Below are 12,860 nucleotides of genomic sequence, written 5' to 3'. Positions count from 1 at the left end.
TTCGCTGCACGACTTGGAGGGCGCACCGTGCACCGCCGGCACAACGGGCTCAGGACCGCAGTACTCCTCGGGGGGCTGTCGGCGCTCATCATCGTCATCGGCAGCCTCTTCGGGCGTACGGGCCTGATCGTCGCCGTCCTGGTGGCGCTGGCCACCAACGCGTACGCGTACTGGAACAGCGACAAGCTGGCCCTGCGCGCCATGCGCGCCCGCCCGGTCAGCGAGTTCGAGGCGCCGGGGCTCTACCGGATGGTGCGCGAGCTGTCCACACAGGCCCGCCAGCCCATGCCACGCCTGTACATCTCGCCCACCGAGGCCCCCAACGCCTTCGCCACCGGCCGCAACCCGCGCAACGCGGCCGTCTGCTGCACCGAGGGCATCCTGCGCCTGCTCGACGAGCGCGAGCTGCGCGGCGTCATCGGCCACGAGCTGAGCCATGTCTACAACCGCGACATCCTCATCTCGTCCGTGGCCGGCGCCCTCGCCTCGGTGATCATGTTCCTGGTGAACTTCGCCTGGCTGATCCCCGTCGGCCGCTCGGACGACGACGACGGCCCCGGCCTGCTCGGCATGTTGCTGATCATGATCCTCGGCCCGCTCGCCGCCACCCTCATCCAACTGGCCATCAGCCGTTCCAGGGAGTACGAGGCGGACGCCTCGGGCGCCCAGCTCACCGGCGACCCGCTCGCCCTCGCCGGGGCGCTCCGCAAGCTGGAGACGGGCACGCAGCAGTTGCCGCTGCCTCCGGAGCCGCGCATCGAGACCGCGAGCCACATGATGATCGCGAACCCGTTCCGCCCTGGTCAGGGGCTGTCGCGGATGTTCTCCACGCACCCGCCGATGGCGGAGCGCATCGCCCGACTGGAACAGATGGCAGGTCGAAACCGGTGAAGACACTCCTCAACATCATCTGGCTGGTCCTGAGCGGCTTCTGGCTCTTCCTGGGCTACCTGCTCGCGGGCCTGCTGCTGTGCGTCACGATCATCGGCATCCCCTTCGGGATAGCCGCCTTCCGCATCGGCGTCTACGCCCTGTGGCCCTTCGGGTACACCACGATCGAGCGCCACGACGCGGGCGCGCCGTCGTGCGTCGGCAACGTCCTCTGGTTGGTCCTGGCGGGCTGGTGGCTGGCGCTGGCCCACATCACGACCGGCGTCGCGCTGTGCCTGACGATCATCGGCATCCCGTTCGGCATCGCCAACTTCAAGATGATCCCGGTCTCGCTGCTGCCGCTGGGCCGCGAGATCGTGCGCACGGACGAACCCTTCGCGGCGCGCTGACGCAACCGTCACCTGCCCGGACGGCGTCTTCCCGGACGAATCGGAAGACGTACCCCTTGTCTCCTCACCCGTATGGTCCTCACCGAATTCTCAGCGGTCGGACAGTGAGGGGGCAGCGCGGAAGGGCAGGTAACTCGGCATGAGCATCATCGGTTGGATCATCCTGGGCCTGCTGGCCGGCGCCATCGCCAAACTCCTGCTCCCGGGCCGCGACCCGGGCGGCTTCATCGGCACCACCCTGATCGGCGTCGCGGGCGCCTTCATCGGCGGCTGGATCTCGTCCCGCTGGCTCGACCACCCGATCAGCAAGCACTTCTACGACGGGGCGACCTGGGCGGCGGCGATCGGAGGCTCGCTGGTGCTGCTGATCCTGTACCGGGTGCTGTTCGGAAACTCACGGGACTGACCTGCCGACGGCGTGCGCCGGGCCGCGTCAGTCACCGGACCGCTGCTCGCGGCGGTGGGTGCCGCGGGCCAGCTCCTGCAGGATCTCGTGCTCGGACCGCCTCGTCGTACGTGCCAGCGTCTGCAACAGCGCGGCGCACAGGGCGGCCGTGCCGTCCAGCAGCGTCTCCGTGGCAGCGGGGTCCTCGCGCCGGCGCTCGCCCAGATACTCCGTCAGAAGCTCGTCCCCGGAGACGTAGGCAGTCATGAACTCGATCCCGGTCCGGACCCGGTCGTAGTCGCTGCTCATGCCGGAACGATCGCACATGACGGGGCTTGTGGCGACGGAAACGAAGCCGGTAGGGGCGCCGGCACGGGCACGGGCACGGACGACGGGCGGCCGGCGAGGAAGACCTCGCCGGCCGCCCGGCTCACCGTTAGTTCAGGTCGAACCGGTTCACCGGTAGTTCACGAACTGGAGGGCGAAGTCGAAGTCCTTGCCCTTCAGGAGCGCGATGACGGCCTGGAGGTCGTCACGGCTCTTGGAGCTGACGCGCAGCTCCTCGCCCTGGACCTGGGCCTTGACGCCCTTGGGACCCTCGTCACGGATGATCTTCGCCACCTTCTTGGCGTTCTCCTGGGAGATGCCCTCCTCGATGGAGGCGAAGATCTTGTACTCCTTGCCGGACAACTGGGGCTCACCCGCGTCCAGCGCCTTCAGCGAGATGCCACGCTTGATCAGCTTGGACTCGAAGACGTCGAGAACGGCCTTCACGCGCTCCTCGGAGTTCGCCTCCATGAGGATCTTCTCGCCGGACCACGAGATCGAGGCACCCACGCCCTTGAAGTCGTAGCGCTGCGAGATCTCCTTGGCGGCCTGGTTGAGGGCGTTGTCGACCTCCTGCCGCTCGACCTTCGAGACGATGTCGAAACTGGAGTCGGCCATGTCCTGTGGCTCCTTGCATCGGGGTGCGAATCGAGTGCGGCCCGGCCCAGGAGGCGACGGCCGCCGCGCCCGGCATCCTGCCGGGCCGCATCCGCACCAGCCTAGCCACCCCGCCCCCCTCGGGGCGGAGATCAACCGGGTGGCGAAGCACCCCTCCGCATCGGGTATTGTTTACGTCGTTGCCAGGGAGCACCGCGACAGCGGCCCTCCCGAACCAACACCCCCCGGCGGTGTGCCCGAGCGGCCAAAGGGAGCAGACTGTAAATCTGCCGGCTCAGCCTTCCCAGGTTCGAATCCTGGCGCCGCCACACGGGAACGAAGGGCCCGTGACCTGCTGTCTCAGCAGGTCACGGGCCCTTCGTCGTATCCGCGGGCAATTCGCTACTCTCCGCCGATGACCCCCCTCGTCCCCGCCCTGCCCGCCGGTTACCGCTCCCGGCCCGCGACCGTCGACGACGTTCCGGCGATTCACGCGCTGGTTTTGGAGTGCGAGCGGGAGGTGTACGGGCGGGGGCAGAGTGACGTCGGGGCCGTGGCCGCCGATCTCGTGCGGCCGGGGCTGGTGGCGGAGTCGGACACCGTGGTCGTGCTGGACGGCGCCGGTCGGCTCGTCGCGCGGGCCTGGGTGGACCGGCGGTCCGAGGTGGACGTGCATCCGGAGCATCGGGGGCGGGGGCTGGGGGCGGCGTTGCTCGGCTGGACGGTGGCTCGGGCCCGGCAGGCCGGGGTCGCCCGCGTCGTGCAGACCGTGCCGGACGCGGACACGGCGGCCGTGGCGCTGTTGCGGGGGCACGGGTACGAGCCGTTGGTGACGGCCTGGCTGCTGGAGTTCCCGCTGTCGGCCGAGCCGTCGGTGCCGGAGCCTCTGGCGGGCATCACGGTGCGGTCCTTCCGGCCCGGTGACGCGGCCGCCACGCACGTCCTCGTCCAGGACGCGTTCGACGAGTGGCAGGAGCGGCGCCAGTCCTACGAGGAGTGGGCGGCCCACACCGTGGAGCGGTCCGCGTTCGCCCCCGGGCGGTCGGCCCTGGCCTTCGCCGGTGACCAACTGGTGGGCGCGGCGCTGGCGTTGGACGTGCCGGGCACGGGTGAGGGGTACGTGGAGCAGGTCGCCGTACGGCGCGACCACCGCGGTCGCGGCATCGCCCGGCTCCTGCTGCGACACACGTTCCGTGCTTTCCATCACGCGGGCCTCGACGCCTGCACCCTGTGGACCCACTCGGACACCGGAGCCCTCGACCTCTACCTGCGCGTCGGCATGACGGTCCGTCACAGTTCCACGGTGTTCCGCAAGGACCTTGGCGCGTAGTCGACGTTCCTTCGCTGCCGCCGGGCCGGTAGAGGGAGCTGGCGTACCGGCCGGAGGTCCCGCACGCGGAGTTGGGTGCGGACTGAAGTCCGCCGCGACCGTCCGGGGCCCGGCCGGGGAAACGCCGGGTGGCGCAGCAGCCCTCCGAGGGCTGCCGCGCCACCCGGGGTGGAGCAGGGTAACGGTCAGAGACGGTCAGCGGCGGTGGTCGTCGCGGCCGTGACCACGGTCGTCGCCGTGGTGGCCACGGTCGTCGCCACGGTGGTCGCGTCCGTGACCGCGGTCGTCACCTCGGTGGTCGCGGCCGTGCCAGCGGTCGTCGCCGCGGCCGCCGCGGCCGCCCCACGACGCGTCGTCGACGAAGCGCCGGTCGTCGTCGCGCAGCGTCGCGGTGTCGCGGTTGTTGTCCCAGACGTAGTTGCGACGGTCCTGGTAGACGTCACCGAAGGTGTCACGGCCGACGCCCGTGTGGACGCGGACGGTCGCGTGACCACCGAGGCTGAAGTGGCGGAAGGTGTAGGTGACACCGCGCCGGCCCTCCGAGAGCGTCCACCCGTCGAGGTTCACCCGGTGGCGGGAGTTGTTGGTCAGCTCGACCCACTCGTTGTTCAGCGAGCGGTTGGAGCCGTTGTCGAAGCCGGGGGAGTCGTACTGCACACGGCTGATCTGCACGTCCGCGCGGTGCGGGCGGGCGTCCGCCGCGGAGGCCGGCAGGGCCACCGAACCGACGAGAGCACCGGCCGCGATGGCGACGGCGGCCAGGCGGCGAACGGTCACGGAAGCTGAAGCAGTCACAGGTTCTCCTGCATGGTGCGGGCACATCCGCATACGGAGGCCGTACACGGAGTCGTGCGGTGTGCGAAGGGCGACCAACTGGCCGCGCATCCACACCTTGTCCGGGATGCGGATGTGATGTGGGGAAAACGTGAACCGCGTTACCGATCGAGCATGTATCTGTGACTCTTACCTGTAACGTCCATTCATAGGAAAAATGCACCGAGTTGACCGCTTTGGAGAACCGGAACCCTTGTGATCACTGGGTTCGGGGCGTATTCCGCCACATCGCGCCACCCCGGCCGCCGAGGCGCCGTCACCCGAAAGTGAGTAACAGAGGTGCGTGACGAAACGGCGCTCGCCAGCCACCGCACGCGCCCCTGACCGGTGCGCCCGCCCACGCCCGGGGCAGACTGACGGCATGTCCTCCCGCCGCAGAACCTGTCCCGTGTGCCGCCGCGAGATCGCCGTCGTCGCGGGCCGCTTCGCCCGTCACGACCCGCCCGGCGCCCGTGAGCACGGCGAACTCGTCTCCTGCTCCGGCTCCCGCAGCCAGGCCCACATCGGCGCCGCGCAGCCCACCCTGGACGGCTACGCCGTACCCGAGTTCCCCGGCCAACTGCCCCTCTTCTGAGGCCCCGGCGCCCGCGCCGGCCGCCTCGACGGGCGAGCCGCGGCCACGCGCCGCCTCAGCCGCCTGCCACCGACTTCACCGCCACCGCCACTGGCGTCGACCCCGAGATCAGCTCCAGCGTCAGCCCCGCCGTCGCCGAGGACTCCACCAACTCCGCCAGCACGGCCGCCACATCGTCCCGGGGGACCGACCCGCGCCCGGTGTGCGCCGCGAGGGTCACCAGGCCGGTGCCGGGCTCGTTGGTCAGCGAACCGGGGCGCAGGATCGTCCAGTCGAGGCCCTCCTGCCGGCTGACGTACGCGTCCGCCTCGCCCTTGGCCCGCAGATACACGTCGAACACCTCGTCACCGGGGTGCGCGGGGTCCGCGCCCATCGAGGAGATGATCACGAACCGCCGCGCGCCCGCGCGCACCGCCGCGTCGGTGAACAGCACCGCCGCGCCCTTGTCCACCGTCTCCTTGCGGGCTGTCCCGCTGCCCGGCCCCGCGCCGGCCGCGAACACCGCCGCGTCCGCGCCGCGCAGAGCCGCCTCGACCTCCTCCAGGGACGCCGACTCCAGGTCGAGCACGACCGGTTCGGCACCGGCCGCCCGCAGGTCGTCGGCCTGCCCCGGGGCACGGATGATCCCGGCCACCTCGTCCCCGCGAGCGGCGAGCAGACGCTCCAGCCGCAACGCGATCTGACCATGCCCTCCAGCGATGACGATGCGCATGTATTCGACCGTACGCCCGCCGCCCGCCATCCGCCGAACGGGTGGACCCCCACCCGCCGCGACACGCCCGCGACCCGTACGCCCGTCCCTCACGAGAGTTTCCCCCGCCCCTGCCGGGGCAGCCCCAACTCCTCGGCCGCCGCCGAGTTGCAGTACTCCCGCACCGCGCTCGTACGGGCCACCACGCGCCCCCGGTGCACCACGATCCGGCTGTAGGCGAGGGACAGCGCGCCCGGCAGCCGGTCGCCGCGCACCGCGAGGAGTTCGGCGGGGAAGCCCGCCTCCACGCGTACCTCGGGCAGCCCGAGCGCGGTGCGCGCCGATGCGCTGACCGCCGCGTAGCCGTCCTCGGGGTTGAGTCCGTGCGTGGAGGCGAGGAGATACGCCGCCTCCAGCGGGTCGCCCCGGCCGACCGGGTTGGCCACGTCCCGCATGGCGCCGCTGCCCGCCGCCACCTTCACCCCGGCCGCGCGCAGCAGCCGTACCGGCGCCGTGCCCCGGATGTCCGCGGCGCCGCAGACGCCCTGGGGCAGGCACATCACCGTCACCCCGGCCGCCGCGAGCTGGTCCGCCGCGCGGCGCGCGACCTCGATGGGCAGCCGGGCGAGCCCGGCGCAGGGGCCGATGGTCACACCGGCGCGCAGGCCGCCCGCCATGGCCGCGAGCCGGGCGAGGCGGGCCGGGTCGGCGGCGTCCGTGTGCAGGTCCACCGGGGCGCCGTGCTCGGCGGCCAGTTCCAGGACCGCCGCCGCGTACCCCGTGGGGTCCGGGTCCACGTCCGGGCAGCCGCCCACCACCGAGGCGCCCATCTTCACCGCGTCCCGCAGCAGCGCGAGTCCGTCGGCCCCGGCCGTACCGGTCAGCAGCCGGGGCATCGCCACCGCCGTCAGCTCAGCGAGCCCGCGCAGCGAGCGCCGGGCCTGCAGGACCGCCTCCAGCGCGCCGAGCCCCCGCTCCTCGCCGACCCGGACGTGCGCGCGGGTTGCCGTCGCCCCGTGCCCGAGCTGGAGCAGCGCCGCCTCGGTGGCCCGGCGCTGGACGTCCTCGGGGGCGTAGGACACCGGGCCGGGCTGCTCGGCGCTCAGCGCGGTGTCGGCGTGGGCGTGCGGTTCGGCGGGGGCGGGCAGCAGCAGATAGCCGCCGAGGTCGACGCGGGAGACGACGCCGGTCGGGCCTGGGGCCAGGCTGCCGGCCGTGCCGACCGCCTCGATGTGTCCGCCCGACACCCGCACGTCCACGGTCCGGCCGTCGGTCAACCGGGCCCCGCACAGCAGGAGCGCGGCCGGTTCGGGGTGGTCGGGGGGCTCGGACGGATTCGGCGGCTGCGGATGACTGTCGGGCATCGGTCTCCAGGGGCCGGGACGGAGCGACGGAACGGAACGACGGGAGCGGGGCGACGGAACGGGACGGAAGCCGCGGGGGGCCGCGGCTCAAGATCACGCTGAGTAGTCCCGAGCGTAGGGTCGCCGTCCGCGCGGGCCGTGGAGGCCGCATTAGTCGTACCGGCGTGGTCACCCCAGGTCAGCCGCCTGCCGCGGGCCGGTCCCGGCCGGGCGTCGAGGGGGCGCGAGGGGCGGGAGAGGTGCCCGGGACGGGCGGCCGGATACGGATTTGGGCGAACGGCGGCGGACCGTGTAATGTCTTCCTCGCTCGCCCCAATAGCTCAGTCGGCAGAGCGTCTCCATGGTAAGGAGAAGGTCAACGGTTCGATTCCGTTTTGGGGCTCTGATGTGAGAAGTTCCCGTCGCGAGACGGGAATGGATCTCATCAAAGCGGTGTAGCTCAGTCGGTAGAGCAAGCGGCTCATAATCGCTGTGTCACCGGTTCAAGTCCGGTCACCGCTACGCACGGTAGCCGATTGCGGGGTCGGTCCTTCGATCGGCTACTCTTTCTTGCGTTAAACCCATCCGTTCGTCCTAGGAGCACTCACGTGGCTGCCACCGACGTCCGCCCGAAGATCACGCTGGCCTGCGTGGAGTGCAAGGAGCGGAACTACATCACCAAGAAGAACCGGCGTAACAACCCGGACCGACTGGAGATGAAGAAGCACTGCCCGCGTTGCAACGCGCACACCGCGCACCGCGAGACGCGATAAATCAGGCTCGTACATGAGGCCGCCCCCAGACACACGGGGGGCGGCCTCATGTCGTTTTATCTCACGTGTCGTACCCGGACACGCGAGCCGATGCCGCAGCTAGACCAGGAGGTTCCGGGCCATGGCGCTCGACCAGTCCTTCGTGGGGCGTACGTACCCGCCCACCGCGCCCTACGAGGTGGGCCGCGAGAAGATCCGCGAGTTCGCCGAGGCCGTCGGTGAGGCCAACCCGGCGTACACCGACCCGGAAGCCGCCCGCGCGTTCGGTCACCCCGATGTGATCGCCCCGCCGACCTTCGTGTTCTCCATCACCTTCCGCGCCGCCGGACAGGTCGTCCAGGACCCCCAGCTCGGCCTCGACTACAGCCGCGTCGTACACGGCGACCAGAAGTTCGCCTACCGCCGCCCGGTGCACGCCGGTGACCGGCTCACCGTCACCTCCACCATCGAGGGCATCAAGTCCCTCGCGGGCAACGACATCCTCGACATCCGGGGCGAGGTGCACGACGAGGCCGGCGAGCACGTTGTGACCGCCTGGACCAAGCTGGTGGCCCGCGCGGCCGAGGAGGGCTGAGCACCGATGACGGCGAAGATCGCCTACGACGACGTCGAGGTCGGCACCGAGCTGCCCGCCCAGACCTTCCCCGTGGACCGCGCCGCCCTCGTGCGCTACGCGGGCGCCTCCGGGGACTTCAACCCCATCCACTGGAACGAGCGCTTCGCCAAGGAGGTGGGCCTGCCGGACGTCATCGCGCACGGCATGTTCACCATGGCCGAGGCGATCCGCGTGGTCACCGACTGGACCGGCGACCCGGGCGCGGTCGTGGAGTACGGCGTCCGCTTCACCAAGCCGGTCGTCGTGCCCGACGACGACAAGGGCGCGGAGATCCACGTCTCCGCCAAGGTCGCGGCCAAGCTCGACGACCACACGGTCCGCGTGGACCTCGTCGCCACCAGCGGCGGCCAGAAGGTCCTGGGCATGTCCCGGGCGGTCGTCCGGCTGGCCTGAGGGTCACCACCGCCCGCGTGAGCGGTGAGTAAGGGGCGTTCGCAATGGCGGGCGCCCCTTACCGCTGACCGGGTCTCGTAGTCTGTGCCCGTGCACGTACTCCACGACGCTCCCCTCGCCCCGCTGACCACCTTCCGTCTGGGCGGCCCCGCCACCCGGCTGGTCACCGCCGTCACCGACGCCGAGGTGATCGACGCGGTCCGGGAGGCCGACGACAACGGCACCCCGCTGCTCGTCATCGGCGGCGGCTCCAACCTGGTCATCGGCGACAAGGGCTTCGACGGCACCGCCCTGCGCATCGCCACGCGCGGCCTGGAGCTGCGCGGCACCACTCTGGAGCTGGCCGCGGGCGAGGTGTGGAGCGACGCCGTCGCCCGCACCGTCGAGGCCGGACTCGCCGGGATCGAGTGCATGGCCGGCATCCCCGGGTCCGCCGGCGCCACCCCGATCCAGAACGTGGGCGCGTACGGCCAGGAGGTCGCCACCACGATCACCGAGGTCGTCGCCTACGACCGCCGGTCGGGGGAGACCGTCGTGCTGAGCGGCGAGGAGTGCGGCTTCTCCTACCGCCACAGCCGCTTCAAGGCCGACCCCGAGCGCTACGTCGTCCTGCGCGTCCGCTTCGGCCTGGAGGACGCCGACGGGATGTCCGCGCCGGTCAGGTACGCCGAGACCGCCCGCGCGCTCGGCGTCGAGGTCGGCGACCGGGTGCCGCTGGCCGACGCCCGCGCCACCGTGCTGAGGCTGCGTGCCGGGAAGGGCATGGTGCTCGACCCCGAGGACCACGACACCTGGTCCGCCGGGTCCTTCTTCACCAACCCGATCCTCACTGAGGAGGAGTTCGCCGCGTTCCACGCGCGCGTACGGGAGTGCCTGGGCGAGGGTGTCGAGCCGCCCGCCTACCCGGCGGGGGAGGGGCACCGGAAGACCTCGGCGGCCTGGCTGATCGACAAGGCGGGCTTCACCAAGGGCTACGGCACGGGCCCCGCCCGCATCTCCACCAAGCACACGCTCGCCCTCACCAACCGCGGCGAGGCCACCACCGAGGACCTGCTCGCCCTGGCCCGCGAGGTCGTCGCCGGGGTCCGCGAGGCCTTCGGCGTCACGCTGGTCAACGAGCCGGTGACGGTGGGCGTCAGCCTCTGACGGCCTCCGGGGTCAGTGGGCGACCCCGACGCCCTGCTTGACCGTGCCCGTGTCGCCGATCATGGTCAGCATGGCGTGCGCCACGTCCGCGCGCCCGATGAAGCGGCCGCCGCGCGGGAAGCCGCCGACGACCGCGCGGTAGCGGCCGGTGAGCGGTTTGTCCAGCAGCTTCGGGGGCCGTACGGCGGTCCAGTCGGTGCCGCTCGCCGCAAGCCCGGCCTCCGTCTCGCGCAGGTCGGCGTAGATGTCCTTGAAGACCGCCGACACCACGCGCCGCATCCCCCGGTCCAGGGCGCTCTCCCGCTCCGGAGCGGGACCGATCGGAGCGGCGGTCACCACGAGCAGGCGGCGCACCCCCTCCGCCTCCATCGCCCCGAGGACCGTACGGGTCAGCGGCGCGGTCACCCCGGCGTCCTTGCGCGTGCGCGCGCCGAGCCCCGACAGCACCGCGTCCCGGCCCGCGACGGCGGGGCGCAGCGCCTCGGAGTCGGACAGATCGGCGCGGACCACGTCGAGCCGCTCGCCGGTGACGGTCAGCCGTGCCGGGTCACGGACCACAGCCGTGACCTCGTGTCCGGCCTCCAGAGCCTGCCGGACGATCTCGCCACCGATGCCGCCGGTGGCACCGAAAACGGTGAGCTTCATGGCGTCTTCCCTTCCTCTTCCCCTCCTCGGACACACCTCGGCGCCCACACCTCGGCACCGGGGTGGGTGAGCATTCACTCACCTCCGTCCCTTCTAGAGTGGGTAAACACTCACCTGTTCGTCAAGGACGATTGGACGACACATGCAGACGAAGCCGGCCCGCGTCCGCATCCTCGACGCCGCCCACGAGCTGATGCTCACCGTCGGCCTCGCCCGCGCCACCACCAAGGAGATCGCCAAGGCGGCCGGCTGCTCCGAGGCGGCCCTCTACAAGTACTTCGACAGCAAGGAGGACCTGTTCGTCCAGGTCCTCCACGAGCGGCTGCCCGGTCTCACCCCGCTGCTGTCCGGCCTCACGGCCGCGCCAGGGCAGGGCACCCTGGAGCAGAACCTCACGGACATCACCCGCGAAGCCGCCCTCTTCTACGAGCAGAGCTTCCCGATCGCCGCGTCCCTCTACGCCGAGCAGCAGCTCAAACGCCGCCACGACGACGCCCTGCGCACCCTCGGCTCCGGCCCTCACGTGCCCATCGAAGGACTGGACGCCTATCTGCGGAGCGAACAGGAACTCGGCCGCGTCCGCCCCGACGCCGACACCTATGCCGCCGCCCTGCTCCTGCTCGGCGCCTGCGTCCAGCGCGCCTTCGCCTACGACGCGAGCCCCGACGGCACCCGGCCCCCCGTGGACGACTTCGCCGCCCGCATGGTCCGAACCGTGCTGAGCGGCATCGCCGTCTGAGGCCGTGGCCCCCTGCCTCAGACCGCCGGCCGGGTCAGCCAGTCGTCGACGCCCGCCAGCAACCGCTCCTTCTTCGCCTCCGGGGCCGCCGAGCCGCGGATCGACTGGCGGGCCAGCTCGGCCAGCTCCGCGTCCGTGAAGGCGTGGTAGCGGCGGGCGATCTCGTACTGGGCGGCCAGGCGCGAGCCGAAGAGGAGGGGGTCGTCGGCGCCCAGCGCGAGCGGGACGCCCGCCTCGAAGAGGGTGCGCAGCGGGACGTCCTCCGGCTTCTCGTAGACCCCGAGCGCCACGTTCGAGGCCGGGCAGACCTCGCAGGTGATGCCCCGGTCCGCCAGCCGCTTCAGCAGCCGCGGGTCCTCCGCCGCGCGCACGCCGTGCCCGATCCGGGAGGCGTCCAGGTCGTCCAGGCAGTCCCGCACCGATGCCGGTCCGGTCAGCTCGCCCCCGTGCGGCGCCGCCAGCAGGCCGCCCTCGCGGGCGATGTGGAAGGCCCGGTCGAAGTCGCGGGCCATGCCCCGGCGCTCGTCGTTGGAGAGCCCGAAGCCCACCACGCCCCGGTCCGCGTACCGCACCGCGAGGCGGGCCAGCGTGCGCGCGTCCAGCGGATGCTTCATCCGGTTCGCGGCCACCAGCACCCGCATCCCGAGTCCGGTGTCGCGGGAGGTGGTCTCCACCGCGTCCAGGATGACTTCCAGGGCCGGGATCAGACCGCCGAGGCGGGGGGCGTAGGACGTCGGGTCCACCTGGATCTCCAGCCAGCCGGAGCCGTCCCTCAGGTCCTCCTCGGCGGCCTCACGGACCAGCCGCTGGATGTCCTCCGGCTCGCGCAGGCACGAGCGCGCCGCGTCGTACAGCCGTTGGAAGCGGAACCAGCCGCGCTCGTCCGTGGCCCGCAGTCTCGGCGGCTCGCCGCTGGTCAGCGCCTCCGAGAGCGCGTCGGGCAGGCGCACGCCGTACTTGTCGGCCAGCTCGAGGACGGTCCCCGGCCGCATCGACCCGGTGAAGTGCAGATGAAGATGGGCCTTCGGCAGCTCAGAGACATCACGTACACGCTCCATCCCCAGATCCTGCCGCACTCGTGCGTCACACCGGTAGCGGGTTCCCCTTTAGTGGGCTTGCTCGCACACAGAAGCGGGGGGGGGGGCCACAAGAACGGGGGGGGGCCCCCCGCACAGGGCGGCACCAAA

The 12,860-nt window shown here is 71.7% G+C and carries 17 protein-coding genes and 3 tRNA genes; 13 read left to right on the top strand and 7 right to left on the bottom strand.

Annotation, left to right across the window (positions count from 1 at the left end; genetic code table 11):
* Window positions 1-27: 27 nt before the first annotated feature.
* From htpX to ACWEEU_RS29775, 3 genes are all read left to right on the top strand, one after another.
* Window positions 28-891, top strand: a complete 864-nt coding sequence (gene htpX / locus ACWEEU_RS29785) for a zinc metalloprotease HtpX (RefSeq protein ID WP_385747585.1) — start codon at window positions 28-30, stop codon at window positions 889-891.
* Window positions 888-1,280, top strand: coding sequence for a YccF domain-containing protein (locus ACWEEU_RS29780; protein ID WP_356096451.1), 393 nt, complete (start codon window positions 888-890; stop codon window positions 1,278-1,280). Before htpX ends, ACWEEU_RS29780 begins: the two co-directional genes overlap by 4 nt.
* Window positions 1,281-1,419: 139 nt before the next feature.
* Window positions 1,420-1,686, top strand: a complete 267-nt coding sequence (locus tag ACWEEU_RS29775) for a GlsB/YeaQ/YmgE family stress response membrane protein (RefSeq protein ID WP_018543880.1) — start codon at window positions 1,420-1,422, stop codon at window positions 1,684-1,686.
* Between the two features lie 27 nt (window positions 1,687-1,713).
* Here the strand turns inward: ACWEEU_RS29775 and ACWEEU_RS29770 are convergent, their stop codons facing one another.
* Both ACWEEU_RS29770 and ACWEEU_RS29765 read right to left on the bottom strand, forming a co-directional pair.
* Complete coding sequence (locus ACWEEU_RS29770) at window positions 1,714-1,974, bottom strand: hypothetical protein (RefSeq protein ID WP_161180989.1); 261 nt, start codon at window positions 1,972-1,974, stop codon at window positions 1,714-1,716.
* Between the two features lie 147 nt (window positions 1,975-2,121).
* Window positions 2,122-2,610 carry a YajQ family cyclic di-GMP-binding protein gene (locus tag ACWEEU_RS29765; RefSeq protein WP_385751423.1) on the bottom strand — a complete coding sequence of 163 codons (489 nt, stop codon included), beginning with the start codon at window positions 2,608-2,610 and terminating at the stop codon, window positions 2,122-2,124.
* A 226-nt stretch (window positions 2,611-2,836) separates the two neighbouring features.
* On the opposite strand from ACWEEU_RS29765, the gene ACWEEU_RS29760 reads away from it, so the two are divergent.
* Together ACWEEU_RS29760 and ACWEEU_RS29755 are read left to right on the top strand one after the other, a co-directional pair.
* Window positions 2,837-2,918, top strand: a tRNA-Tyr gene (locus tag ACWEEU_RS29760).
* An 86-nt stretch (window positions 2,919-3,004) separates the two neighbouring features.
* Window positions 3,005-3,919: a GNAT family N-acetyltransferase gene (locus ACWEEU_RS29755; RefSeq protein ID WP_451736613.1), complete on the top strand. Its 915-nt coding sequence runs from the start codon at window positions 3,005-3,007 to the stop codon at window positions 3,917-3,919.
* A gap of 195 nt (window positions 3,920-4,114) precedes the next feature.
* Here ACWEEU_RS29755 and ACWEEU_RS29750 read toward each other — a convergent pair whose 3' ends face one another.
* The gene (locus tag ACWEEU_RS29750; protein WP_451736610.1) at window positions 4,115-4,714 is read right to left on the bottom strand and encodes a lamin tail domain-containing protein; all 600 of its coding nucleotides are present in this window, start codon (window positions 4,712-4,714) and stop codon (window positions 4,115-4,117) included.
* A gap of 400 nt (window positions 4,715-5,114) precedes the next feature.
* On the opposite strand from ACWEEU_RS29750, the gene ACWEEU_RS29745 reads away from it, so the two are divergent.
* Window positions 5,115-5,327 carry a hypothetical protein gene (locus tag ACWEEU_RS29745; protein ID WP_356096446.1) on the top strand — a complete coding sequence of 71 codons (213 nt, stop codon included), beginning with the start codon at window positions 5,115-5,117 and terminating at the stop codon, window positions 5,325-5,327.
* A 55-nt stretch (window positions 5,328-5,382) separates the two neighbouring features.
* On the opposite strand, the gene ACWEEU_RS29740 is transcribed toward ACWEEU_RS29745, so the two are convergent.
* Both ACWEEU_RS29740 and ACWEEU_RS29735 read right to left on the bottom strand, forming a co-directional pair.
* A complete protein-coding gene (locus tag ACWEEU_RS29740) occupies window positions 5,383-6,039 on the bottom strand; it encodes an SDR family oxidoreductase (protein ID WP_385750905.1) in 657 nt (218 codons plus the stop codon).
* Window positions 6,040-6,128: 89 nt separating this feature from the next.
* A complete protein-coding gene (locus tag ACWEEU_RS29735) occupies window positions 6,129-7,382 on the bottom strand; it encodes an amidohydrolase family protein (protein WP_385750907.1) in 1,254 nt (417 codons plus the stop codon).
* A 309-nt stretch (window positions 7,383-7,691) separates the two neighbouring features.
* Here ACWEEU_RS29735 and ACWEEU_RS29730 point away from each other — a divergent pair.
* From ACWEEU_RS29730 to ACWEEU_RS29705, 6 genes are all read left to right on the top strand, one after another.
* Window positions 7,692-7,764 (top strand) — tRNA-Thr (locus tag ACWEEU_RS29730).
* A 46-nt stretch (window positions 7,765-7,810) separates the two neighbouring features.
* A tRNA-Met gene (locus ACWEEU_RS29725) sits at window positions 7,811-7,883 on the top strand.
* An 86-nt stretch (window positions 7,884-7,969) separates the two neighbouring features.
* Window positions 7,970-8,134: a 50S ribosomal protein L33 gene (rpmG, locus tag ACWEEU_RS29720; protein ID WP_003948671.1), complete on the top strand. Its 165-nt coding sequence runs from the start codon at window positions 7,970-7,972 to the stop codon at window positions 8,132-8,134.
* A 121-nt stretch (window positions 8,135-8,255) separates the two neighbouring features.
* Window positions 8,256-8,708 carry an FAS1-like dehydratase domain-containing protein gene (locus tag ACWEEU_RS29715; RefSeq protein WP_451736605.1) on the top strand — a complete coding sequence of 151 codons (453 nt, stop codon included), beginning with the start codon at window positions 8,256-8,258 and terminating at the stop codon, window positions 8,706-8,708.
* A gap of 6 nt (window positions 8,709-8,714) precedes the next feature.
* Window positions 8,715-9,143 carry a MaoC family dehydratase gene (locus ACWEEU_RS29710; protein WP_018543888.1) on the top strand — a complete coding sequence of 143 codons (429 nt, stop codon included), beginning with the start codon at window positions 8,715-8,717 and terminating at the stop codon, window positions 9,141-9,143.
* Window positions 9,144-9,233: 90 nt separating this feature from the next.
* On the top strand, window positions 9,234-10,289 hold the full coding sequence (locus ACWEEU_RS29705) for a UDP-N-acetylmuramate dehydrogenase (RefSeq protein ID WP_451736602.1): 1,056 nt from the start codon (window positions 9,234-9,236) through the stop codon (window positions 10,287-10,289).
* Window positions 10,290-10,301: 12 nt separating this feature from the next.
* Here ACWEEU_RS29705 and ACWEEU_RS29700 read toward each other — a convergent pair whose 3' ends face one another.
* Window positions 10,302-10,934, bottom strand: a complete 633-nt coding sequence (locus ACWEEU_RS29700; protein WP_451736599.1) for an NAD(P)-dependent oxidoreductase — start codon at window positions 10,932-10,934, stop codon at window positions 10,302-10,304.
* A gap of 142 nt (window positions 10,935-11,076) precedes the next feature.
* Between ACWEEU_RS29700 and ACWEEU_RS29695 the strand changes: the two genes are divergently transcribed.
* Window positions 11,077-11,673 carry a TetR/AcrR family transcriptional regulator gene (locus ACWEEU_RS29695; RefSeq protein WP_385750915.1) on the top strand — a complete coding sequence of 199 codons (597 nt, stop codon included), beginning with the start codon at window positions 11,077-11,079 and terminating at the stop codon, window positions 11,671-11,673.
* Window positions 11,674-11,690: 17 nt separating this feature from the next.
* Here ACWEEU_RS29695 and ACWEEU_RS29690 read toward each other — a convergent pair whose 3' ends face one another.
* Complete coding sequence (locus ACWEEU_RS29690) at window positions 11,691-12,731, bottom strand: adenosine deaminase (RefSeq protein WP_451736596.1); 1,041 nt, start codon at window positions 12,729-12,731, stop codon at window positions 11,691-11,693.
* Between the last annotated feature and the right edge of the window lie 129 nt (window positions 12,732-12,860).

The sequence above is a fragment of the Streptomyces sp. NPDC005004 genome, from assembly GCF_053600675.1.
This window is presented reverse-complemented; position numbering and strand designations above follow the sequence as displayed.

Coding starts and splice junctions, on each gene's coding strand:
- ACWEEU_RS29745 (WP_356096446.1), top strand. CDS start 5,115: ATGTCCTCCCGCCGCAGAACCTGTCCCGTGTGCCGCCGCGAGATCGCC.
- ACWEEU_RS29690 (WP_451736596.1), bottom strand. CDS start 12,731: ATGGAGCGTGTACGTGATGTCTCTGAGCTGCCGAAGGCCCATCTTCAT.
- ACWEEU_RS29700 (WP_451736599.1), bottom strand. CDS start 10,934: ATGAAGCTCACCGTTTTCGGTGCCACCGGCGGCATCGGTGGCGAGATC.
- ACWEEU_RS29735 (WP_385750907.1), bottom strand. CDS start 7,382: ATGCCCGACAGTCATCCGCAGCCGCCGAATCCGTCCGAGCCCCCCGAC.
- ACWEEU_RS29710 (WP_018543888.1), top strand. CDS start 8,715: ATGACGGCGAAGATCGCCTACGACGACGTCGAGGTCGGCACCGAGCTG.
- ACWEEU_RS29695 (WP_385750915.1), top strand. CDS start 11,077: ATGCAGACGAAGCCGGCCCGCGTCCGCATCCTCGACGCCGCCCACGAG.
- ACWEEU_RS29775 (WP_018543880.1), top strand. CDS start 1,420: ATGAGCATCATCGGTTGGATCATCCTGGGCCTGCTGGCCGGCGCCATC.
- ACWEEU_RS29765 (WP_385751423.1), bottom strand. CDS start 2,610: ATGGCCGACTCCAGTTTCGACATCGTCTCGAAGGTCGAGCGGCAGGAG.
- ACWEEU_RS29740 (WP_385750905.1), bottom strand. CDS start 6,039: ATGCGCATCGTCATCGCTGGAGGGCATGGTCAGATCGCGTTGCGGCTG.
- ACWEEU_RS29755 (WP_451736613.1), top strand. CDS start 3,005: ATGACCCCCCTCGTCCCCGCCCTGCCCGCCGGTTACCGCTCCCGGCCC.
- ACWEEU_RS29770 (WP_161180989.1), bottom strand. CDS start 1,974: ATGAGCAGCGACTACGACCGGGTCCGGACCGGGATCGAGTTCATGACT.
- ACWEEU_RS29715 (WP_451736605.1), top strand. CDS start 8,256: ATGGCGCTCGACCAGTCCTTCGTGGGGCGTACGTACCCGCCCACCGCG.